The following is a 22,273-nucleotide window of genomic DNA, read 5'->3' on the forward strand; positions in this document are numbered from 1 at the left end:
AATTTATAATTGTGGTTTTAAAATGAGTTTGTAGTTATTAACTATGGTAACTTTTACTTGCCGATTACTACGCTGGAATATTTTCTTCACACCCGTAACTTGAGGCACTCCAGCAATGTTAATATCGTCAACAGCATCTTCAATAACTTCGCTTGTGGCATCAGCCCTAAAATTGTTTTCTACATAAACGCCCTCACTGCCATCTTGAAAGTCGAATGCCTTTAATTTTACGGGTTGATGCAATATATTTTCAATGTCTATTATTACTCTATTAGGTTTAAAACTAATGAAGCCATAAACAGCGGTGTTCTTTGGAATGACTTGGTTATTGATGATAGCATCTTTTTCCAAACGCATTTTTAAACGAAAATCTTTCTTGACTGTTTGGTTACCATCCACTACAATAAAAATGGTTGAATCTGTTTTTAAAATTTTAGAATATGGATTTTTTTGAGGATTAGAAGAAAAGAATAATTGATGCTCCAATCCAATTTCTTTTGGGGCAGTGGTTTTATAATCAATGGAAATAATGGAATCAGTTTTCTTTTCAGAAGCTATATCAGAAGCCTTTGGTTTTGTTTCTCGATATTGGTTTTCAGTATAGTTTATCCTTCCTAAATTATAAATGCTATCAACAATACGTATTTTGTCCTTCTCCAATAAGTCTGGGTCATAAAAACCTAATGAATCTATTAGTTTTTCATCATAAATGCTAGGAGCATTGGTTTCGCGTACTTCTTTCAGGTCGTCAATAGCTTTTAACTTTGATGTGTAATTTTCCTGTTCTTGTTCAAGTTCTGGTACTTGGGTCTGTTTAAGATTATCATTTTGCTTTTCATCATCTCCCATTAGTAAAACAGAATAGGAAATAAGAAAGATTAAAATAACAGCTAATACAGATCCAAAAACGATTTTATTCTTTTCTATTTTCATAATTATTGGTGTCCATTTTGGACCTTTTTTAAAGTGTTTTCAAAGTAATTTGTAATTAACAAGCCGTGAGTATTGTTAGGGTAGTTACGATCCACAACCAACAAGTTTCCCGTTGAAACCAGCTCGTAAGTATCAACAATAGTTCCCCGGTTTATTTCAAAAACAGTTGTTGTTTTAAATTGATAAGGTTCAGTTTGAATATCTAGCTGCGATTCAATACTCAATACTTTTTGCACTAATGAATATTGCAGTAAACGATTATAAACCCCATCTGCTTTTTTTTGACGATAGAGATTATCGACAGAACTATTTCCAAGCCATAAAGCTTTTTCCAAATTCTTTTCATAATTACTAGCATCAATGTTGTAGAAGTAAGTATGAAATAATTCTAAGTGCGCTAAAGCTTCCACTTGAAAATTTTCTTTTTGAGTGACCCATTTTAAAGGGATAACGGTACCATCTGTGTTGATTGCAAAGGCGTTATTGAGTGCTTTTTTATGAATATCATAAACGATCCATCCTGAAAAAGTACTAGAACCTAATGCACATAAAACAACAGAAACAACAATGAATCGATTGATGTTCAAAATAGTATATATGTTTTTGTATGATGTTTTCATTTGAATTGAATTGGTTTTTAAGAAGTGAATAGCCTTAAAGTAAATGAGGTAGCACGCTTGTAGAGTTTGAATTTTAAAAACACAATAAATACCACTGAACCGAGCTGTACTACGGGAGCAAAAAATCGACTCCCAACATCGGTTCCGAAAAGGTTCACCCAAAAATTGGTATTGATTTCTGTGTAAATGGCATTGATAAACACATTCACTAAAAAGAAGGCAGGGACTAACATATAGACCGCCGCATAAAGTTTAAAGAAAGAGTATGCCATAGAACGAAACTTTTCAAAAACGGCCAGGCTTAGTATTAATGGAAAAAATGCTTGCATAATACCCAAAAGAAAATAGCGTTCAGCTAAAAACAACGGGTAAATGAATAAGTCTAGAATCCAAAGTCCAAGGCTGATAATAAAAGATATAATCTTCCAACCGTATAATGGTGTTACTAAGGCATCGTATAGAAGCGCCATAGCTTTTTTGGTGGCTTCCAACACGCCCACATCTTCTTCAATAGGCATATCTTGCATTTGAAGCGGAAGGAGCGCGGGAGCCGTGTTACGGTATTGAGATTCAATGGCAACAAGAATCCCATCAAAAACACCCAGAATCTGTGTTGAAAAGAGAACCAGGAGAACCACAGCAAAATTCTTCGCAAGTTCTCCCGGACTCAATCCCCAAGTGTAGCCATCTTTATCGGCAATCCCTTCATTGTACTTTTTTAGGATATTGACTAGAAAAAACAGAACAGCAAGTGTTTTCATTCCCACAATGGTGTACTGCGAAAAATTACTGTTCTTTATGGTTTGAAATACCGTATCGATATATTCAAGTCCAATGCCTAAAAAGAATGTGGCTGCCATTTTAGTAGTTTGTTTCTCGATTATTTATTTTATCCTGCATTTTTCTGAAAGAAATAATATCCCTATAGCGTTCCGTTTTCTTTGTGATTTCGGCTACCATTTCTTTTGATGCTTCTTCTTTTTTAGTTAGAACATCGGCACGTTCAGCATCGGTCATTTTCAAAAAATCATTTGACAGTATTTGCTCTATAAAATCTAGATCTTCCAATGAACTTTCAATAATAGAGTTGAACGAATCTGAAATTCGGGTAACTTCTTCAGGTTTGATATAAGGCGAGTTTAGAATATCTCGTAAATCATTTCTAACTACATTAAAAAGCTTTTGATTGTTTTGTGCCAATTCTCTAACAGCTTTCAACTGCCGAATGACATTGTTTACTTTCTCAATATTTTCCTTTTGAGTTTTTAAAAACTCCACTGTTTTTAATAATTGAGAAGTTTGTTTTGCCGATTCTATAAGCGATTTGGCAAGACTTATAAAATTCGTATTGTCATAAACTGGCATACCTTGTGCGCTTAATTTGAAGCTAAAGAAGATTGCCATTACTAGAATTAAGATTGTTTTTTTACTCATAGCTAAAAATTTGTTTTGGTATTCGTGAATCTTCGATTTCATAATTTTTTGTTTTAAGATGTGTATTCAGTGATTGCTTTTTCCATGTTTTGATGTTTTTCATAGAGTTGCATGATGTCTTCATTTTCCTTACCATCAGTGAGATAAGCGGCATAAACTTGTTTAGGAACTTCCAACCGAAAAATGTTGCTCTCTTTACCTATTTTGATAAACATTTCAGTGTACTTTCGTGGTCCCGTTAAGTTGTTTTTGATGGATTTTAATTGATTTAAATCATGGCTGGAAAGATTCAACCGGTTTTGAAGTTCGTGGTAACCTTTTTCATTATTAAGGCTGTAAATAACCTGGGTGTTTTCAAGGATGCTTGCAGATGTCGAATTATTGGGCAATTGGTTGATGGATTGCAGAATGATTCCAATAGCACCGTTTTGTTTTCTAATAGCTTGATAATAAAACTCCACACTTTCCAGGACGTTTTCAAACTTTAGTTGTTTTGCAAACTCATCGAATAAGATGATACCTTTTTCAGCACGATTTTTCCAAATGGTACGTTGTATGGCTGACTTTATAAGCTTCAACATAACGGATAAAATTTCCTTATTGTCTTTCACTTCATCCAGCTCAAAAACAATCAAACGTTTATCTTCAATTTTATAGGTTTGGTCTTCACTGACTTCAAAAAGAAAACTGTACAAGCCACCACTAACATATTCAGACATAATGTGCAGAAAGTTGGTAATGTTGAAATAGTCCTCATGAATTTTTAATTGCTCTAGAAGGCTGTCTTTATTCGTTTCAATAAACTCATAAAAGCTATTTAGCGAAAAACCTTCAGCTATTTGGTGATAGTAATGGCGCAATAATTTCTTTACTGAAACAGATTGTGCCTTTGTTACTTTTAAATCGGAAGCGAACAATTCAAACAAGAACACAGATAAATCTTCAAGTCGTTCCGGAGTGAGGTCATTTAGGTTACCAATGTAAAATGGGTTGATGCCCAAATTTTTGCCACTCTCATAGCGTAAAACCATGTATTGCTCGGGGTATAGTTTTGCAAATTTGGTATAAGAACCGCCTAAATCTATAATCACCAAGCGTACACCACTTTCAAAATATTGACGCAGAATGTTGTTGGCTAAAAAGGATTTTCCTTCCCCGGTTGGCGCAAAAATAGCAAAATTTCTAGCTTTAATGCGTTTCTTTTGTTCATCCCAAACATCCTTTAAAACAGGAATGTTGTGTTCTCTATCATTAAAAATGATCCCCGTTTTATCAGATTTATAATTACTGTTATTGATTAATAAACATAAGGCATGTTTTAAATCGGTCACATATAAATCATCATTTGAAAAATTGGATGAAAAACAGAAATAACTATTTAGAATATAATTTTTACGTTCTTCACCACGAGGGTAATAGGGGATGATATCCAATTCCTTAAACTCCGTCTTGATTTTAGAACCAATACGTTCTAAATTTTCTGGTTTTTTATCCCAATATATAATGTTGAGATGCCCTCGAATAACGCGTGCTTTATCATCTGCATTAATTTGGTCGAGTATATGCTGAATTTTTTTTAATACAACCTTATTCTGCGACCCAAAATTGGAACTCTTGTTTAGTTCTTCAACTTTCTTGTCTAGTTGTTTGCGCCATTTTTGCTTATCGTCTAAATAGATAATTTGGTTCACAATATGGTTTTCATTCAGTGTTAAACCCATACCATCTATAAACCCTTGATGAAACACAAAATCGTCTGAAGTAAACTTTTCGTTCGTTTTGCTAGTTTGGACACTCTCCCCAAAACATAATTCGCTATTAACTGAAAGTACGTCAAAATAATGTTCTCCAATATTGGTGCTATTTTTTTCCAAAAAAATGTCAGTATCAAAACCATCATTAAAACCGTTAAAAAAGTTGTTCGTTAATGCCTGAATACCTACGGCATCCATGGGAGTAAAAGTCATTTTTCTGCTGTTGTTTATAAATGAAACAGAATCACTTACCGAGCCTATAAAAGTGCTTATAGTATCATCCATTTCTTGTACAATGCTTTTTGATACTTTTCGAAAAGGATTTACATATTTACTATTGTTTAGAGCGTTGTTCTTGGTTAAAATGAAGAACAAGTAGCATTGATGCTCCATAAATTCACGACCTTTAAAATGCTGATGCGTTGCTTTTTCTAAAAAGCTTTTGTTGGGTAATTGTTCCGAAGTATATTTCTTTTTTAAGTAGACATCTTGTTTGTGAACCACACATCCGGTTGGCAGCGATTTAATGGCTTGAAACCAGGCACCATGCATATCTTCAAAATCCTTTTCTGAAAGTGAATATATTTCTGGTAACGACCCTTTAAAGCATAAAACAACATTCCCATTATTAGCAAAAACAACATGCTCTTGGATATCTACAATGGGATAATAGGATAGCAGGTTTATTTTATTCATAGGTTGTTGATTTTTTATTACTGATTATTTTAGGGAAAACCCTAGCAACTTGTAGTAGTTGTGGATTGTGGGCAAACTTTGTTAATGCTATATAAAGTGTTGCATTACATATTAAAACACCAATAACAACTATAAAACTGAACGAGAAGATGATAACCAAAAGTGATGCTACAATGGCAATCATCATAAGCGCAAATAGTGAAATAGGTAATCCAAAAATAATCGCCCGTTTTCTTATGTTTTTATAGACTTCGTATTTCTTCATAAAGCTATTTCAATAAAACCCTCGATGAGGGTCATTATACTACGATGCTTATTAAGTAAGTGAAAATGCCTACTACTGCACCAGCTATGAGTACAAATACGAGTACACGAGTAATACCTTTTTTAAGATCAGCGTTCTCGCCAAAAAAGTGACCAGCATTAAATAGAAACCCAATTAGGAAAATAACCCCCAAAATTATAGGGAAGATGGTTCTAATGGTGTCGGAAACATCATTTACGGAGTCTTCAATACCTCCAATTTGCGCGAAGCTTGGTGCAGATAGTAATAACAGAAAAGTTGACAGTAGAATTGATTTTTTCATAAGGAATAGATTTTAAATTTTTAGTATCCGTGCAGTACGTCATACTTCGTCGCCTGCTAAGACTTTTGCGAAATCTATTATGAATTGAAGCTTATGGAAGAAAAAAGCAAAACTTTAACGCAACATCCTGTTAAACTTTGGAAGATTCTTAATGTTGGGATTGATTTATTGAATTTTGTTCAAACAACTATCAATATGAGCACTTTGAAACCATTTTATAAAATAATATTGACCATGAGTTTGTGTCTTGTAGGTTTAGCTCTTAATTCACAAAATATTGAAGGCAAAAAAATTGTGGTAATTGACCCTGGGCATGGTGGAAAGGATTCTGGAGCTATTGGACTAAATGGAATAATGGAGAAGGATATTGTGTTAAGTATAGCAAAGGCCATGATTAGATTAAATTCAATTACCAAAAGTGATTTTGAAATCTATTTAACACGCTATAAAGACACATTAATATCATTATCGGACAGGACACGATTAGCTAGAAATCTAAAAGCAGATTTGTTTATTTCGTTGCATTGTAATCAGTCTGAAAACCCAAAGGCTAGGGGTGTGGAAGTTTATGTTAATGCAAGAGGTGGTAATTTTTTAATGGAGTCTATTTTGTTAGCTTATGGATTACAAAAGCATATGAAAACCAAGCTTGGATTTGAAAGTAGAGGGGTTAAGTTTGGGAATTTTCAGGTTTTGAGAGATTTGGTCGATTTTGGTCCATCTGTACTCGTGGAATTTGGTTTTTTGAGTAATTGGGATGAGATAATTTTTTTATCATTTAGTACTAATACCAATAGTTTGGCAAGTATAATTCTTATGTGTCTAATATGAATAAAATATATAGTTATGATAAATTTCTATATTGTAACATTTATGATAATTGTACATTAACAAAATTAGTATATTATGAAAAAAAACGCGTAAAATCATTTATTTTAAAATAGAAATGGTATTTATAAAAATTGTAATTTTACATATAATAATTTTAGCTTAGTGTAAACTAATTAAATGTTTAAAGGAATTATTAAATCAAAGATGAGTCAACTTCAATTAAATCAACACATAGGAACAGCAAAGGACAACAGAAACAATCCAATTCACGATTGGTACAGATTTACGGCTGGATTTTCTTATAAATTAGTGGAGAAAATCATTGATATTGAAAATCTTGGCCCTAATGATTGTATTTATGAAAGTTTTGCAGGTTGTGGAACGACCTTGGTGTCAGCCCAAAAAAATGGAATTCGAGCCGTAGGCAATGAAGGGCAGGAACTTCTCTTTAATGTTATAAAAGGAAAGCTTGATTGGTCTGTAGATGCAGAATCGATAAGGAAAATTATTACAGATTTGGAAAAAAGCATTTCTAATAAGCAATCTAAAAAACCTTACCATCAACTTTTAGAAACATTATATTCAAATAGCAACCTATATCAGCTCTATTTTATTAGAGATTATATTGTTGAAAATGTAAAACAGAATAATATTTCTTCTTTTTTAAATTTAGCGTTAACACAATCGTTACATAAAGTTAGCATACACCCTATTGCTATACCCTATATTTCCAGAAGCAAAACTTTAAGTAATACATTATCTGCCTTTGATACTTTTAAAAACACAGTTTTTAAAATGATTGAAGATTTAAAAACTGTGATTGATAAGCCTGTAACAACAGAAATTTTTCTTCACGATTCAAGAAAAAAAAATGAGGCAATAAAGGATAATTCGTGTACAATCTGCATAACATCACCCCCATACCTTAATAATTTGGATTACGGAGAGGTTTCAAAGGTGTGTTCTCACTTTTTTGGCTTTACAAATGATTGGAACGAAATTACGGAAAAGGTTAGAAAACATTTAGTTACTGGAGCTACAACTCATTATAAGGAGTCTGAATTCGATATTGAAATTTGGAAAACTGAAGAATTTTATTTGAATAATAAAATTATAATGGACAGTTTACTTCCAGACATCATACAAATAGAAAATATTAGCAAAACCCGTAAAGGAAAAAAGAGTTTTCACATACTTGCTTTATATTATTTCCAAGATATGTACCAAGTTTTTTTGGAAATGAGAAGAGTGTTGAGAAGTGGTAGTAAAGCTTACTTGGTTTTAGGTGATTCTGCACCTTATGGCGTTTTCATTGATACTACAAAAATTTTAGGCGAAATTGCTAAAAATTGTGGATTTAATAAGTATGATATTGTAAAAATTCGAGAAAGAGGAACTAAATGGCAATCCCTAACATATCGTCATAATATTAAACTTTCAGAAAACATTCTTGTGCTTGAATAAAAGAATTGAAAACATAACCAATCTTCCAAAGAAAGAACTTCCTATTTTAAATGATAAAGTTGTGGCTGAAAAGTACAATAAGGGATGGTCTTATTCCAATGTTTATTATTTACAGCCAGTAAAGGATATTTATTTAATTATTAAAAATAGTGATTCTACAAAATTAAATAATAGAAAAATTCGAGAAGATTATTTAAAAATCACAGCAGATTTAAGCAGTAAATGGTCGGATAGGAAAATTTTGGAATATGTAAATGGGATAAAAAACTTCGGGCTTATCGACCAAGATTATAACGTTTTAAGAGATGTGTTTGCCGATTCAGTACTTGGTAATGAAATAACTACAAACGATTTAATAGATTTTAAAGATATTTTCTTTAACTATTTTAGATTTAAAGAAATATCAAGTTGGTACATTAACCCAACGCCAGAAACTCATGATAAATTTGAATCTTTAAATTTAAAATACCTTATTGATAGTTCAAAACCCCTCTACGCCATGAAGGATGGGAAATTTTTTAATAAAATAATTCTTCATTTGGAAGATAATGACACAGTTTATGTCATTAATGAAAAATCATCGCATCTTATGAGATTTTATGAGGTTTTTCTTAAATGGAGTACCACATTGGGAATAATGGAAAAATTTAATTTAAATTTGGTCAATATAAAAACTTCTGATAACAGAGAAATAACGATGTCTTATTTTATAAAACCATTTAAACCGTTCGACTTAAAAAAACTCATTGTAGACTTAAACATTAAAAAAAGGCAAATTTCAATTCCGGAATTGGTTTTTGAAATCGCCAAAAGATTTTGTTATTCTGTTTCAGAAATAAAGGATTTTATAATAAATCAGATACAAAACAGTGATGATTTGACCTATGAAAGAACCTCTGCGGTATTTATCCTTAAAGGACGAAATAACAAAGAAAAAATTAAAGCTGCTACATATTTGTATCCAATTATAAATGACAGCTATGTTTCACACCTTATTATAAGAAAATGACAATAGATGTAAATCAAATTTTTAAAAATAGAGAAGATCAAACGGATCAGGATAGATATAAAAGATTGAAATTAACTTCAAATCCTTTTCCTAAATCTGGTACCGCAAATATAAATGAATCTTCGGAGCAAACAAAAGCTCTCACACCTATTGATGACACGGTTCATAGACAAGTAGTTAATTATATTGTGGATTCACTTTATGCTACTAATGAAGAAGACCAAAAATTGATAGGTACCATTACTGGTGATTATGGTACTGGCAAGACACAATTGTTATTGTATGCAAAATCGATAATTCAAAGCAAGAGTAAAAAAGCTTTTGCTATTTATATCAACAACCCAGGAACGACACTATCACAATTAATTGGGTCTATAATTGAGAAAATTGGGCAAGAACAATTCAAAAAATATTTATGGGCCCAAGTAATTGATGAAATCAAAAATGAAAATAACGAATACAAACAGCAACTTTCAAAATTTTTAGTCAATCCACAAGGTAAAATGTTTGGTGAAAAGAATGACCCTTTTTCTGTGGAAAATGAAGCAAATCACAAAGCTTTTTTAGATGCTTTTATCAATCAAATTAATAATAAAAATTCACGATCACAACTTAATGAAACTTTAAAAATCATAATTCTTAAGATTTTAGAAAAAAGAAATAATGATGCAGTCATTGCTGATTATTTCTACAATCTGATAGCAGAGGATTTCGGTGTGAGTAAAACATGGGAAACCATAACTTCAGGAACGGGAAAATACCTTGATAGCAAGGTTGTGAAATTATTGAATGCAATAATTGATATTGTGCAAGATCAAGGTTTTGAAAGGTTCTATCTGTTAGTTGATGAGTTTGAGGATATAACATCAGGAAGACTTACAAAAAAAGAGAGTGATTCGTATGCCTATAATTTAAGGGCTCTTATTGATAAAAATCGACGTTGGTGTTTGTTGCTTGCATTAACAAGAACTGCCTTGGAAGATATAAGAAAAATTTCACCACCATTAGCTGACCGTCTTACTGATAGGGAAATAAATATTGAAAGATTATCTGCGGAACAATTCAGAAGACTTGTAACAAATTACCTAAATTTAAGCAGAGAACCCAGTGAATCTTTTGACCCTTTTACAGAGGAAGCATTGAACATAGTAAATAAATCTTCTGGCGAGTTACCAAGATTAGCTTTACGAAAACTTCATTTTTTAATAGAGAGAGCTGCAGATGAAAAAAATTGTGAATTAATTGAGGATAATTTTGTGAATACTCATCTTCAGTAAATCTTAGTATGGAAGAAGCAAATAAGGTTATAGACCCAACGTTTAAAATAAAAATAGCACTCGACACACAACTTTTGGCATATTTAATTGATGAAAGCTATCCAAGTTTTAATCGTTTTTATGACTGTCTAAAAAATTCCCCTTTTGTGGATATTGTTTGTTCACGTTTTGTAACCTTCGAATATATTGGTATTAGAAAACTGGAGCACTATTTACATAAAGTTTATTCATCTTCAGCGGGTAAAATGAATTTGAGTTCGGCATTACAATACCGTCGTGACTTTAAAGCACCTGAACTTGATTATGAATCATGCTTTGAAGATGTTAAAAAGGAAATTGAACAAGAACTCAAAAGACTTAACGATGATTTTGGTATTCAGTATGACGACAATATACTGCATCAAGGATTATGGCATCCTCATCAAGAATTATTATTATCTTCCAGATTATCAAAAGAAGATTGTTTAGTTCTATTATCAAGTATATACCCTCAAGAATTCATAAAGGAGTCACATTCAATTTTTTTAACAAATGACAGCCAATTTTTTGATTCCTTTTGCGGCAATACCGATTACAGAATGGCCTCTATAGACCAAGTTTTTGACGAAAATGGAATATTAAAGCCAGAAACTTTCAGTATAAAAAAAATTGGCCTTAATAGTTCTACAGTTTACAATTTAACTAAACAAATAACAGATGAAATTATTGACCAATTTGCAGCGGATTTTATTTTTAATCAGATTTCAATTAAAAATGAGCATTTAGTTTTAGGAAAAACTATTAAATGTGATTGTAGTCAAAAACTAAAAAAAGCGATGCTTTGTTTCGATTTGTATAATAAAAAAGAATTACCTGAAAAGATCTATACTGCCATACTTTATAAATCTGGTAAAGAGGTCAAACTATATATTCATCATTCAGTATTTAAAGATTTTTATCATAAAAAGAAAATAGAATCTTTCCCATATATTGCAACAGAAGATCCCGATTCTCAACATATTACTTTGCTTTTGAAAGAAAAAGATGGTTCATTTCTAGAAGAAAATCTAATGACATTTTTGTCTTTAAAGGGCAATATAATCTTTATCCATCCGGATAATTTTATTTAGATAAAATATTGATTTTTTTGAATTAAGAAATTATAAATCTATCTTTCCCCAAACCAAAGGATGCTCACTAGCAGCAACATTCCTATTAGAAACAGATTTATAAACAGACCATTGGGGTTTGTTTTCTGGCCATACCGCCTTACGGTTTAAACCACTATCTGCCAAGGTTTCAAATAGGGCAGGAGATAATAACATATAATCTTTTTGCTTGATGTTAACACCTTTTCTATAAGCTCCTAACCGGTGGTAAGTAGCATCATTTCCTGCATCACAATCAACCTCAAAAGACAGGTGCCTGGTAATGTCTTTTAAATCTGTTTTTTGAATTAATGGCGATAAAGAATCGCAATAGGACGGTGCGTTAAGTGTTCCTGCAACTATGATATTTGTTTTGCCTTCAGCTATCCGTTCCTGATAGACGGTTGCAATGTACTTTGATTGTTTTTTTCTTATGCCATCCGTAAAATCTTTGTCTTTTGTTTGTTTTTGTAATTGGGTTGATAAAATATGAATGGTTAAATTATTTGGTGTTAAAACTTCATATTCAACAAGACAGTTTATGGGATGTGTTTTTATTGAGACTAATTTGTAATCTTTGCGAAATAAAATGCCCAATTCTAAACCTTTAAGTGTATCACTTTGTATAACAAAAGATTGTGCGTAAGGCTTGCAATCAAATTTTGGTAAAATCAATTGGTTGAATTCTTCCAAAGACGCTCTATCCTCAATTTCCTGAAGCAATAATATATCCGGATTAACAGCTGCAATAATGCGTGCTTTGTTATCGGTAGCTTCAGGTCTAATAGGTGTAGTTTGCAATTCTATCCAACCATTCCATTTTGTGAGGTCACTGGCTTTGGAATCGGTGGAATAGTTTAAGCCTTTCATATATAAAAACCCTGCTTTTCTACGCAAAACAGCATAAGGTCGTGGGCTGGATTTTTCAAAACCAGTTAAAAAAGAGAGTTCCCTAATGCGGTTTTGATCTACTAAAGAAATAGATGGTTTCCGCATTAAATCATCAAGTTCGTTTATCCAATCTATTAAATTTTTCCCGAAAGGTTTTTCTAATAAGCTTTTATCGCGATGGAATAAATTCTGGACATTAAAGGTTGCTATTTTCATGATGTATTTGTTTTATTTTCGTTTATCGTTTGTGTGCTTGTCAAAGGCAATGAGGTTGAATAGTTGGCGCATTCTACTCCGTACCCTGTTTCCATACAGATCTTCCAATTCCTCGGCATTCAAGTTCGTTGTGGCATGTGTTTTTATATTGTGTTTTAAGAAAATTTCGTAACGGGATAAGAGTATCTCTCCCATGACGTTGCAGTCTTTTCCATAATGTCTGCCAATGGGTTCGACGCCCAAATCATCAAAACAAAAAAACTGACCGTTGCCATAATCTTCAATGGTTTTGTAACCTAGATGGTTAAACCCGAAAACAATGTTTCTGGAAGGAATCAAGATGTATGGTTTTTGTATTGGAACGATGTATTTTAGCAATAACATGAGACTTGTTTTTCCACAACCAACAGGTCCAGAAAGCAGGATACCTTTTTCAGGATCTATGTTGTTTTTCTCGCAGTTTACTTTGTCTTTGATCAAGTAGTGGCATAGTTTTAAAATAATTGTACGGTCTTCATCATAAATTTTAAAGTTTTTCCCAAAGAGCAATTTTCCCTTGGCGTCGAGGTATATCAAGATTTTTTCGAAATCGTAAACGACTTCTTGACCATCAAATTTTCCGATAGAGTATTCCCTATTTCCTTCAACAATTTTACAAGGGTTGACCATAATCTTTATTTTTGCTAGTTCGTAGGTTGTCCTTATTTTGAGAGACTGCGCTCACAGTTTCAAATTCATTCGCTTTTAGAATCCAATTGTTTGCAGAAGCTTGCCAATCTTCAATTTTTATTTTACCACCAATTTTCCATCCGATTGCTTGGTAATGGTTAAAAAACTTTTTGGCTTCGTTGGTTGGCCATTTTTTATTTTTAAAAAAAGAAATAACTTCCATTTCATTTTTTGGTAGCTTAGTTTTATTATTGTTTACTATTTGTTTATTAATGTTTGTATTAGATACTAATGCTTGTACACTACTTGTGTCATGCTTGTTCACAACTTGTTCAGGAGTTGTATCAAAAATGAGCATCTTCACCCGACTCCCTTTATAGGGATTATGGGATGGCAAATATTTGATATATGTCCAGGCATCGAGTGCTCGAAGGCATCGATGATAGGTTGCATACGAGCCAATCTTGGATAACTGCATTATTTCTTCCCGATTGATAAAGAATTCTTTGGGAAACCGACCTAAGTTCCAGTATTGGAACAGTGACATATATAAGCTTATATGCGTGGGGTTTAAACGACTGTCTTTTATAAATTGCTGAAACACAGAATTAAGGTGTTTTATGTAATTGACATGATTCAAAACTTATTGGGGATTTTGTTTTCTTCAAACAATGTTGAAATCTCCTGATGATCGTAGTAAATGGCACCACCTATTCTGGAGAATGGCAACGTACCATTATCGCGAAGCGTTTGCAGTGTTCCTTGGGAAATACCCATCATCTTTTTAACATCCGATGATTTTATCCATTTTTTTGGTGAGCCTTTAGATGAATTATTTAGAAGTTTTCTAATATCCGCAAGGAGCTCTAACCTAAACGCTATCAAATCTTCTGTTGTAATTATGTTTGCTGGCATTTTGTAATGATTTTAAAAAAAACAAAACCGTCGAAAATTAAAATTAAGCGTTGACGGTTTTGCTACAAATTGGCTTTCGTTTTACAAAACTGTTGCAATCTTTTATGCTTTCATCACAAGTAGTCGCCTAATAAGGTCAAATTTTAACATTTAGAATTTGAGCAGGGTTTTAAAGCAAATACATATGAAAACGTAGTTTTTCATTTACATAAAATCACTAAAATCGGATTGATAAAATAAAAATCATTTAACTTCAAGTTTAACCTAATAAGGTCTTTTTAGCATTTTAAAAGTGGGATTACCCGTCTTGGTTCTCCATTTCTTGGATAAGCCTTGAAGATAGGTCGTCTAAGAATTTAGTGCGGCTTTTTTTTCGGGATTTTATTTCAGAATATATTCTATAAAAATCAATATGTTGCATATTGAAAACCTGCTGTAGGGCAGTGGCGATTTCTTTTATACCAACGTTGCCTTCATTAATAATATCACTATGGTAAAGAGCATAGGTTAGCTCAGTAAATGCGGACTGGGATGCTGTCCATTTTAGCTTACTTTGTGAAATTGACATTGGTTTAATATTGCCATCTATAAGGTGTTCTAGATACGTGATAAGTCGTTTATAAGCATGGAATTTTCCTAAAAGCAAATCGTGTGATGTGCTGAAATCCATATCAAAAAAGTAAGCTTCGGAATCGATTACATGTACATTGAATGTTGTTTGACGAATAAAGTATATATTATCAAAATGAGTATTGCCAAGTGTAATGTAATTTGTAAAATTCATATGATGTGCAAAAAATGAATTCAACTTATTGATTTTTTCATTAATAAAATCAATTTGAATGGTTTTGCCCCCTTTTGGAAATTCGCTTTCAAAGGCGAACAGTTCTGTGTAGTAGATTAGGTTCGAGAGAGGTATTTGTTTTGTGAATTTGAAGAACTCGATTTCTTTTGCGTTAGAATCAAATTTGTGTGAAACTATTGAAGTCCTAAACTTAGCAAGCAAATGTCTGCATAATATAATCGATTTACTTGATTTTTCTATACGCTTCATGTCGGACAACTCCATTTGTTCTAGTTGCAAGCGTAAATTATGCGATAGTGAGGGATAATCCATTTTTGAAATGTTAGGTAGACTTTTAACCACCTTTTTAAAATAAGGCATTAAATACCAACCAAAAAAACAAAGGGTGTCGTAATTTATAAATCCTTATAATCTTATATAGTGAATTTATAAATTACGAGTTATTGAAATTTAATGGCGATGTTATTTTGATAATATCAATGGACATTAAGAAAACTGTATCTTAATTATAAGAATTATTAATACTGGAAAACGCAATGGAAGGATTTGTTTTAATTGTAGTTCCTTTTTTTTATCTTTAATTTATTAATTATTTGAATAACAATTATTTGTATGATTACTAACCAGTATTAAATTTAGTATTAATTGATATAATTAGGTATATGATTTTAAAAAATGTGCTAATTTTTATATTATGTATGATTTTCATTTACACTGGTATATGTCAAGAAAATGATTTGACAATTTTTCAAGATTCTCTTCAAAACAAAACATTTGAACAGCTAAACACTTTAACAGATAAAGCATTCCAGAATAAAAAAACAACACTTTTAAGTATATATAGAGATTATCACCTTAAAAAAGCCAAAAAAGAACATAATAATTTAGAAATTGCTCGTGCCTATTATTCATTTATTGGTTGGGAGAATATAGAACACGATTTAAAATATAGTGATTCCATAATAGGTATAACAAAAAACAGTCAATATAAGTCTTACCCAACTACGGGTTATTTGATAAAAGCCCGACTTTACTATTTTAATTCTGACTTCAATAAAGCCTTGGATAATTATATTATAGCCAATGAGTGGGCAGATATCAAACAGGATAAACCGTTGCAAATAGAAACTACCCAAGGCATTGCCGCTATAAAAAATATTTGGGGTTTACATGAAGAAGCTTTGGATATTTATAAGTCCAATTATGCAGACATCATTAATACACCTAATTATACGAATACGGTTTATGATGATTATATACTGTTGGCAAATGATCTTTCTTTGTCATATATAAGAAATAATAAACCGGATTCGGCATTAGTTATTGCTGAAAAAGCCATGAAACAGGCTAAACTTCATAAGGATGATTTAGGATATTATGATTTAGTAAAGGTACACGCCACGGCAAATTATTATTTAAAGAAATATCCTCAAGCAATAGATTCGTTACTCAAGTTCTCATCAAAGTATTCAGATCTCGTTCTTTCAGACAGCTATTATATGATTGCTAAAATACACCAATATCAAAATAGAAAGGCCTTAACAATTAACTATTTTGAAAAAATAGATTCCATTCATAGCATTATAAATGATGCGTTTCCTGAATTAAAAGAGGTATATAATGAACTTTTCAAATATGCAGGTGAAAAAGGAAACAGAGAGAAACAGCTTTATTATATAAATCAATTAATAGCCGTTGATAGTATTTTGGATTTGAATTATAAAAATGTCAATGACAAAATGCGATCGGATTATGACATACCGAAGTTCAAAAAAGAGAAAACAGCCTTAAATAGGAGATTGGATATTAAGAAAAAGCAATTATTGTATATAATTGTCATTTCAGCCATAGTTTTAATAGCACTGATTTTTTACGGTTATAGAAGACAAAGAATTTTAAAAGAAAGACTTCAAAAATTGTTGCATACAGATGTCATCGAAGATTTTGTAGTAAAGCCATCAGTACCAGAAAACACATCTTTAGGTATATCGGAACATATTGTTGACGACATTTTAGAAAAACTTAAAAATTTTGAAAAATCGCAAGGCTATCTATCAAAAGAAATTACTCTAAATTCACTAGCGAAGGAATTTAATACAAACTCATCTTATCTGTCAAGTATTATTAACCAAGTTAAACAAATTAATTTTTCTAGTTATTTAAAAGATCTCAGAATCACCAATGCCATAAACGATATTAAGCTTAATAAGCAATACCTCAAATATTCTATCAATGGTCTTGCTGATGAGTTTGGTTTTTTGACGGCGGAATCTTTTTCAAAAGCGTTTAGAGACAAAACTGGGATTAAGCCTTCTTATTTTTTAGATGAACTTAGAAAGGGTATAAAATAATCTGAATTAACTCGTCATTTATAAATGGCGAGTATAAAACTAAGGAATGAGTAACACGCTTTTATATATTTATAATCTAATATTAATCCATTAAAAGTTATAATTATGAAAACAACATCAAAACCAACTCCAAATGCATTAAGCAAATTTTTAAAAAAGAAAATCACGAATTCTGAATCTATAACAGGTGGTACAAATGGGCCTATTGACAGAGATAAAATTAAAATTCCTATAAGACGTTAATAACTGAATCAATTGAGAATTTTAAAAGAAAATCCTTTAATATTAGGATTTTTTTAAGTGTTTTAATAAGTGAAAATTCTAGTAATGAAATATTGTATTGTTCTTTTAAGTTGTTCTATATTTTATGGTTGTTATAAAAAGCCAAATATAAATAGTTTCAAAAATTATCCTCAATCAATGAAAGTTTCCGTAGTAGATGATTATTTCGGAACTATCATAAAAGATGAATACCGCAATATTGAAAATTTGAAAGATTCGTCGGTCATCAACTGGTTTAAAGCTCAGGATGGGTATACAGAAAAGTATATGGGCCAACTTTCAGACCAAAAGCTGATAGCATCCCAAATGAGGCTCTATTTTTCAAATGATAAACCCGCTATTTCCAGAGTCAAATATACCAATAATGGGTCCGTGTTTTATTTAAAAAGAAATCCGGAAGATAGTATTCAGAAATTATTCTATAGACAAAATGTAGATGCTAATGATATTGAACTGTTAGACCCATCAAACTTTCAGAAAGACCTAAATAAGGAATTCACAATTAATTATTTACAACCCTCTTGGGATAGTAGATATGTTTTGGTGTCCTTGTCCTATGACGGTATCACAGGTTCTAGCATGATTATCATAGATGTGAAAAACAGAAAACCGCTGCCAGAAGTTATTACTCATGCAGAACCAGATTCTTACTTGGGTGTTTCATGGCTTCCTGATTCCAGTGGCTTTCTATACTTATATTTGCCAGTATTGGATCCTAATGATGAAAACTATATGCTAAATTCCAGTACTGTGCTTCATAAATTAGGGGATAACCCGAACAAACGAAAAATTATTTTTTCATCATCTTCAAGTTCGCAAATAACAAATGAAGATTTGCCAATTGCAAAAATTCTGTCAAATAATGACAACTACTTGATAGGTTATAAAGCATCAGTAGAAAATTATTGGTCAGCATATTATGCGAATATTAGTGATTTGGATAAAGAAAGAATTGATTGGAAACCATTGTATTCATTAGATGAAAAGATTTATGCCGACTATGGATATTTTTCGGATAAGGAGTTTGTATATGTTTCTGGAAAAGATGCTGACAATAGAACGATTTCCAGTTTTAATTTGAAATCTAAAGGACCAAAGCAAACCAACATTTTAGTCCATGAAAAAAAAGATGAAGTCATAACTTCCTTATACGTAGCCAATAATAATTTATATTATACCACCTCAAGGTTTGGGGTAGAAGCATTTTTATATGAATATAAAGGAAATCATGAAGAGAAAATTAAATTACCATATATCACAGGTACTATTGAACTTAATAGCAGCTCGAATGAAAGCGAAAATCTATATGTGAATATGGATGGATGGACGAAAGACTTTACACGATTTATCTACAATAACGGACTATTTAATTTAGATCCTTTATCGAATCATCAAACTTATTCTAAATTTAATGATTTTCAAGTAAAGGAAATTCAAGTAGAATCTTTTGATGGCGTTCAAGTGCCCATGTCATTAATTTATAGAAAAGACATGAAGTTAGACGGGTTAAATCCAACCTTTATTTATGCTTATGGTGCCTATGGAGAATCTATGACACCATTCTTTTCACCCATCTTTTTAAATTGGGTTCAAAATGGGGGTGTGTTTGTTGTTCCACATATTCGTGGTGGCGGTGAAAAAGGTGATTCTTGGCATGAACAAGGGATGAAATCAAAGAAGTCAAATTCATGGAAAGATATTATATCGTGTACAGAATATCTAATCAGAAATAAATATACATCCAAAGAAAAAACGGTGCTTTACAGTAGCAGTGCTGGATCTGTTGCAACTGGTATGGCTATGGTTGAACGCCCTGATTTGTTTAAGGTTTTTATAGCCGATGTTCCTATGTTGAATCCACTAAGAAGCGAGGAACGCACCAATAATGCTTCTAATTATTTAGAATATGGTACGATAAAGGATTCCACAGAATGTATGGCGCTTATTAAGATGGATCCTTATGTGAATTTAAAACCTAATGTAGACTATCCGGCATCGTTAATTATTTCGAGTTTTAATGATGTACGCATTGATCCTTGGATTCCAGGAAAATTTGTAGCTAAACTACAAGTATATTCTACATCCAAAGCTCCAGTTTTTTTAGATGTTATATATGATGCAGGTCACGAAGGAGGAGACACCATGGAAGAACGTATTAAAGAGTACTCTAGAATATTTGCTTTTGCATTTTGGCAAACCAACCACACGTTAAAAATCTAAACATTAATCAGGTGTTCCCTTCTTATAAACAATTAGATACCAAAGACTGTGGAGCAACCTGTTTAAAGATTATTGCGAAGCATTATGGAAAAACCATTTCCATAGAAGAACTTCGAAATCTTTCTGAAACAACCAGAACAGGAAGTAATCTAAAATTTTTGGTTCATACGGCTGAAGTAATTGGTCTAAAATCGCTTCCGGCTAAAATTAGTTTAAATCAATTACAAGATGCACCATTACCTTGTGTTTTACATTGGAACAAGAACCATTTTGTGGTACTTTATAAAATAAAAAAGAACACGTTTTATGTTTCAGATCCTGCACAAGGATTGGTAACTCATCATAAATCTTATTTTATTAAACATTGGATAGGAAATAATGCTAAAGACGATGATGAAGAAGGTGTTGTTTTGTTGATGGAACCATCTTTGAATTTTAAAAAAAATCAATCTGATGCAAAAAAAGAACCATTGAATATTTCTTTTTTATCTCAATATTTAGTGCGCTATAAATCTTTTTTATGGCAATTGTTATTGGGACTTATTGCAGGAAGCATTTTACAGCTCATTTTTCCCTTTTTAACACAAAGTATTGTAGATGTGGGAATCCATAACCAAGATATACATTTTGTGTATTTGGTTTTGATGGCGCAATTGTTTTTGTTTATAGGAAGAACAGCTGTTGAAGTCATAAGGAATTGGATTTTATTGCATTTGAGCTCTAGGATTAACATCTCTATGGTTTCAGATTTCTTCATAAAGCTCATGCAATTGCCCATTGCTTTTTTTGACACAAGACTTACGGGTGACATACTTCAACGTTTAGAAGACCATGAACGCATTGAAAAATTATTGACTTCATCTTCATTGCAAGTCTTGTTTTCTTTGGTGAACCTTATAGTATTTGGGTTTGTACTCATGTATTATAATATCAATATTTTTCTTGTTTTTTTGTTTGGAAGTTTGCTATATCTAGGTTGGATTCTATTGTTTCTTAAGAAGCGTAAGTTATTGGACTACCAAGAGTTTTTAGAAACAGCAAAAGAACGAGGCAACGTTATCGAACTGATTAACGGAATGCAGGACATTAAATTACATAATGCCGAAAAGCAATTTAGATGGGATTGGGAACATATACAGACAAAACTATTTAAAATATCAATTGTAAGAATGACTTGGGATCAATATCAAAATATTGGTTCAGGATTCATAAACGAATTGAAAAACATTTTAATAACAGTATTAGCGGCTAAATTAGTAATAGACGGTGAAATCACCCTCGGTATGATGTTGGCGGTAAGTTATATTGTTGGTCAATTAAACGCTCCAATTGTTCAATTGATTGATTTTGTTAGAGATTTCCAAGACGCAAAAATTTCTATAGAACGGCTATCTGAAATCCATACAAGAGATGATGAAAAGATCACAAGAAATAGTGATATGTCAACTTTTAAAACTTCGGATATAAAGGGGGATAATATAACTTTTAGATATCCTGGAGTTTCATCCATTACATTGAAGAACTTAAATTTAATGATTCCACATAATAAAGTGACTGCTATAGTAGGAGTAAGTGGCAGTGGAAAAACGACCTTGATGAAATTATTATTGAAGTTTTACGAACCACAGGAGGGCACTATAAAAATTGGGGACGTATCACTTAAAACCATTCCCCATGATTATTGGAGAAACTACTGTGGGGTTGTTATGCAGGAAGGTTATGTTTTTAGTAACACCATTACAAGAAATATAACTATGGATGGTGATGATATTGATAAAGGCAAGTTATATGAATCAGTAAAATTGGCCAATATCCAAGAATTCATTGAATCCTTACCACTTTCGTATAATACGATTATTGGTGCTGAAGGCATTGGACTTAGTGCAGGTCAAAAACAACGTATTCTTATTGCCAGAGCTATTTATAAGAATCCTGAATATTTGTTCTTTGATGAAGCCACATCAGCATTAGATGCCAATAATGAAAAAGTGATTATGGAAAATTTAAAACCCTTTTTTAAAAATAGAACAGTTGTAATTATAGCGCACCGCTTAAGTACAGTAAAAGATGCAAACCAAATAGTAGTTTTAGAGGACGGTTGTATTAAAGAAACAGGGAATCATAAAGCATTAACAACAGCTAAAGGTTCCTATTATAAATTAGTCAAAAATCAATTGGAATTTGGAACATAA

At 31.8% G+C, this 22,273-nt stretch carries 21 protein-coding genes; 9 read left to right on the forward strand and 12 right to left on the reverse strand.

What is annotated here, in order from left to right; genetic code table 11:
- Positions 1-3 precede the first annotated feature (3 nt).
- From traM to G5V56_RS04295, 7 genes are read right to left on the reverse strand one after another with little or no spacing between them, the layout of a single operon-like run.
- Positions 4-933, reverse strand: coding sequence for a conjugative transposon protein TraM (gene traM, locus G5V56_RS04265; RefSeq protein WP_166961947.1), 930 nt, complete (start codon positions 931-933; stop codon positions 4-6).
- 2 nt (positions 934-935) lie between these two features.
- On the reverse strand, positions 936-1,553 hold the full coding sequence (locus G5V56_RS04270) for a conjugal transfer protein TraK (protein WP_166961952.1): 618 nt from the start codon (positions 1,551-1,553) through the stop codon (positions 936-938).
- Positions 1,554-1,570: 17 nt separating this feature from the next.
- Complete coding sequence (locus tag G5V56_RS04275) at positions 1,571-2,413, reverse strand: hypothetical protein (protein WP_166961957.1); 843 nt, start codon at positions 2,411-2,413, stop codon at positions 1,571-1,573.
- A 1-nt stretch (position 2,414) separates the two neighbouring features.
- Positions 2,415-3,029: a conjugal transfer protein gene (locus G5V56_RS04280; RefSeq protein ID WP_394366199.1), complete on the reverse strand. Its 615-nt coding sequence runs from the start codon at positions 3,027-3,029 to the stop codon at positions 2,415-2,417.
- A gap of 11 nt (positions 3,030-3,040) precedes the next feature.
- Complete coding sequence (locus tag G5V56_RS04285) at positions 3,041-5,437, reverse strand: TraG family conjugative transposon ATPase (RefSeq protein ID WP_166961962.1); 2,397 nt, start codon at positions 5,435-5,437, stop codon at positions 3,041-3,043.
- Positions 5,430-5,702 carry a hypothetical protein gene (locus tag G5V56_RS04290; protein ID WP_166961965.1) on the reverse strand — a complete coding sequence of 91 codons (273 nt, stop codon included), beginning with the start codon at positions 5,700-5,702 and terminating at the stop codon, positions 5,430-5,432. Before G5V56_RS04290 ends, G5V56_RS04285 begins: the two co-directional genes overlap by 8 nt.
- A gap of 34 nt (positions 5,703-5,736) precedes the next feature.
- Positions 5,737-6,024, reverse strand: a complete 288-nt coding sequence (locus G5V56_RS04295; RefSeq protein WP_166961968.1) for a hypothetical protein — start codon at positions 6,022-6,024, stop codon at positions 5,737-5,739.
- A 93-nt stretch (positions 6,025-6,117) separates the two neighbouring features.
- On the opposite strand from G5V56_RS04295, the gene G5V56_RS04300 reads away from it, so the two are divergent.
- The 5 genes from G5V56_RS04300 to G5V56_RS04320 all read left to right on the forward strand — a co-directional run bounded on the left by G5V56_RS04300 (position 6,118) and on the right by G5V56_RS04320 (position 11,714).
- Entirely contained in the window at positions 6,118-6,855 is a 738-nt protein-coding gene (locus tag G5V56_RS04300; RefSeq protein WP_240911210.1) for an N-acetylmuramoyl-L-alanine amidase family protein, read from the forward strand.
- A 177-nt stretch (positions 6,856-7,032) separates the two neighbouring features.
- The gene (locus G5V56_RS04305; RefSeq protein ID WP_240911211.1) at positions 7,033-8,319 is read left to right on the forward strand and encodes a methyltransferase; all 1,287 of its coding nucleotides are present in this window, start codon (positions 7,033-7,035) and stop codon (positions 8,317-8,319) included.
- Positions 8,312-9,328, forward strand: coding sequence for a hypothetical protein (locus G5V56_RS04310; protein WP_166961973.1), 1,017 nt, complete (start codon positions 8,312-8,314; stop codon positions 9,326-9,328). Before G5V56_RS04305 ends, G5V56_RS04310 begins: the two co-directional genes overlap by 8 nt.
- Positions 9,325-10,605, forward strand: a complete 1,281-nt coding sequence (locus G5V56_RS04315) for a BREX system ATP-binding domain-containing protein (RefSeq protein WP_166961979.1) — start codon at positions 9,325-9,327, stop codon at positions 10,603-10,605. Before G5V56_RS04310 ends, G5V56_RS04315 begins: the two co-directional genes overlap by 4 nt.
- 8 nt (positions 10,606-10,613) lie before the next feature.
- Positions 10,614-11,714, forward strand: coding sequence for a hypothetical protein (locus tag G5V56_RS04320; protein ID WP_166961982.1), 1,101 nt, complete (start codon positions 10,614-10,616; stop codon positions 11,712-11,714).
- Between the two features lie 30 nt (positions 11,715-11,744).
- On the opposite strand, the gene G5V56_RS04325 is transcribed toward G5V56_RS04320, so the two are convergent.
- The 5 genes from G5V56_RS04325 to G5V56_RS04345 all read right to left on the reverse strand — a co-directional run bounded on the left by G5V56_RS04325 (position 11,745) and on the right by G5V56_RS04345 (position 15,540).
- Entirely contained in the window at positions 11,745-12,839 is a 1,095-nt protein-coding gene (locus G5V56_RS04325) for an exonuclease/endonuclease/phosphatase family protein (RefSeq protein ID WP_166961986.1), read from the reverse strand.
- Positions 12,840-12,851: 12 nt separating this feature from the next.
- Positions 12,852-13,508, reverse strand: coding sequence for a P-loop NTPase family protein (locus G5V56_RS04330; RefSeq protein WP_166961989.1), 657 nt, complete (start codon positions 13,506-13,508; stop codon positions 12,852-12,854).
- A complete protein-coding gene (locus G5V56_RS04335) occupies positions 13,492-14,055 on the reverse strand; it encodes a hypothetical protein (RefSeq protein ID WP_240911213.1) in 564 nt (187 codons plus the stop codon). The genes G5V56_RS04330 and G5V56_RS04335 overlap by 17 nt, the downstream gene beginning before the upstream one ends.
- An 89-nt stretch (positions 14,056-14,144) precedes the next feature.
- Positions 14,145-14,423 (reverse strand): helix-turn-helix domain-containing protein, encoded by a 279-nt coding sequence (locus G5V56_RS04340; RefSeq protein WP_166961995.1) that lies wholly within the window; start codon positions 14,421-14,423, stop codon positions 14,145-14,147.
- A 298-nt stretch (positions 14,424-14,721) separates the two neighbouring features.
- Positions 14,722-15,540 carry an RteC domain-containing protein gene (locus G5V56_RS04345; RefSeq protein ID WP_166961998.1) on the reverse strand — a complete coding sequence of 273 codons (819 nt, stop codon included), beginning with the start codon at positions 15,538-15,540 and terminating at the stop codon, positions 14,722-14,724.
- 386 nt (positions 15,541-15,926) lie between these two features.
- On the opposite strand from G5V56_RS04345, the gene G5V56_RS04350 reads away from it, so the two are divergent.
- From G5V56_RS04350 to G5V56_RS04365, 4 genes are all read left to right on the forward strand, one after another.
- Positions 15,927-17,579, forward strand: a complete 1,653-nt coding sequence (locus G5V56_RS04350) for a helix-turn-helix domain-containing protein (RefSeq protein ID WP_166962001.1) — start codon at positions 15,927-15,929, stop codon at positions 17,577-17,579.
- A gap of 105 nt (positions 17,580-17,684) precedes the next feature.
- Positions 17,685-17,822, forward strand: a complete 138-nt coding sequence (locus G5V56_RS04355) for a hypothetical protein (protein ID WP_166962005.1) — start codon at positions 17,685-17,687, stop codon at positions 17,820-17,822.
- A gap of 177 nt (positions 17,823-17,999) precedes the next feature.
- On the forward strand, positions 18,000-20,081 hold the full coding sequence (locus tag G5V56_RS04360) for a prolyl oligopeptidase family serine peptidase (RefSeq protein ID WP_166962008.1): 2,082 nt from the start codon (positions 18,000-18,002) through the stop codon (positions 20,079-20,081).
- Positions 20,051-22,273: a peptidase domain-containing ABC transporter gene (locus G5V56_RS04365; protein WP_240911215.1), complete on the forward strand. Its 2,223-nt coding sequence runs from the start codon at positions 20,051-20,053 to the stop codon at positions 22,271-22,273. Before G5V56_RS04360 ends, G5V56_RS04365 begins: the two co-directional genes overlap by 31 nt.

This window comes from Yeosuana marina, from assembly GCF_011762485.1.
GTDB lineage: Bacteria > Bacteroidota > Bacteroidia > Flavobacteriales > Flavobacteriaceae > Yeosuana > Yeosuana marina.

What these genes read in the sequence shown, in the direction of transcription:
- G5V56_RS04270 (WP_166961952.1), bottom strand. Translation starts at nt 1,553, where the DNA reads ATGAAAACATCATACAAAAACATATATACTATTTTGAACATCAATCGA.
- G5V56_RS04345 (WP_166961998.1), bottom strand. Translation starts at nt 15,540, where the DNA reads ATGGATTATCCCTCACTATCGCATAATTTACGCTTGCAACTAGAACAA.
- G5V56_RS04335 (WP_240911213.1), bottom strand. Translation starts at nt 14,055, where the DNA reads ATGTCACTGTTCCAATACTGGAACTTAGGTCGGTTTCCCAAAGAATTC.
- G5V56_RS04330 (WP_166961989.1), bottom strand. Translation starts at nt 13,508, where the DNA reads ATGGTCAACCCTTGTAAAATTGTTGAAGGAAATAGGGAATACTCTATC.
- G5V56_RS04305 (WP_240911211.1), top strand. Translation starts at nt 7,033, where the DNA reads ATGTTTAAAGGAATTATTAAATCAAAGATGAGTCAACTTCAATTAAAT.
- G5V56_RS04325 (WP_166961986.1), bottom strand. Translation starts at nt 12,839, where the DNA reads ATGAAAATAGCAACCTTTAATGTCCAGAATTTATTCCATCGCGATAAA.
- G5V56_RS04290 (WP_166961965.1), bottom strand. Translation starts at nt 5,702, where the DNA reads ATGAAGAAATACGAAGTCTATAAAAACATAAGAAAACGGGCGATTATT.
- G5V56_RS04340 (WP_166961995.1), bottom strand. Translation starts at nt 14,423, where the DNA reads ATGCCAGCAAACATAATTACAACAGAAGATTTGATAGCGTTTAGGTTA.
- G5V56_RS04350 (WP_166962001.1), top strand. Translation starts at nt 15,927, where the DNA reads ATGATTTTCATTTACACTGGTATATGTCAAGAAAATGATTTGACAATT.
- G5V56_RS04360 (WP_166962008.1), top strand. Translation starts at nt 18,000, where the DNA reads ATGAAAGTTTCCGTAGTAGATGATTATTTCGGAACTATCATAAAAGAT.
- traM (WP_166961947.1), bottom strand. Translation starts at nt 933, where the DNA reads ATGAAAATAGAAAAGAATAAAATCGTTTTTGGATCTGTATTAGCTGTT.
- G5V56_RS04300 (WP_240911210.1), top strand. Translation starts at nt 6,118, where the DNA reads ATGGAAGAAAAAAGCAAAACTTTAACGCAACATCCTGTTAAACTTTGG.
- G5V56_RS04280 (WP_394366199.1), bottom strand. Translation starts at nt 3,029, where the DNA reads ATGAAATCGAAGATTCACGAATACCAAAACAAATTTTTAGCTATGAGT.
- G5V56_RS04320 (WP_166961982.1), top strand. Translation starts at nt 10,614, where the DNA reads ATGGAAGAAGCAAATAAGGTTATAGACCCAACGTTTAAAATAAAAATA.
- G5V56_RS04275 (WP_166961957.1), bottom strand. Translation starts at nt 2,413, where the DNA reads ATGGCAGCCACATTCTTTTTAGGCATTGGACTTGAATATATCGATACG.
- G5V56_RS04315 (WP_166961979.1), top strand. Translation starts at nt 9,325, where the DNA reads ATGACAATAGATGTAAATCAAATTTTTAAAAATAGAGAAGATCAAACG.
- G5V56_RS04295 (WP_166961968.1), bottom strand. Translation starts at nt 6,024, where the DNA reads ATGAAAAAATCAATTCTACTGTCAACTTTTCTGTTATTACTATCTGCA.
- G5V56_RS04285 (WP_166961962.1), bottom strand. Translation starts at nt 5,437, where the DNA reads ATGAATAAAATAAACCTGCTATCCTATTATCCCATTGTAGATATCCAA.
- G5V56_RS04355 (WP_166962005.1), top strand. Translation starts at nt 17,685, where the DNA reads ATGAAAACAACATCAAAACCAACTCCAAATGCATTAAGCAAATTTTTA.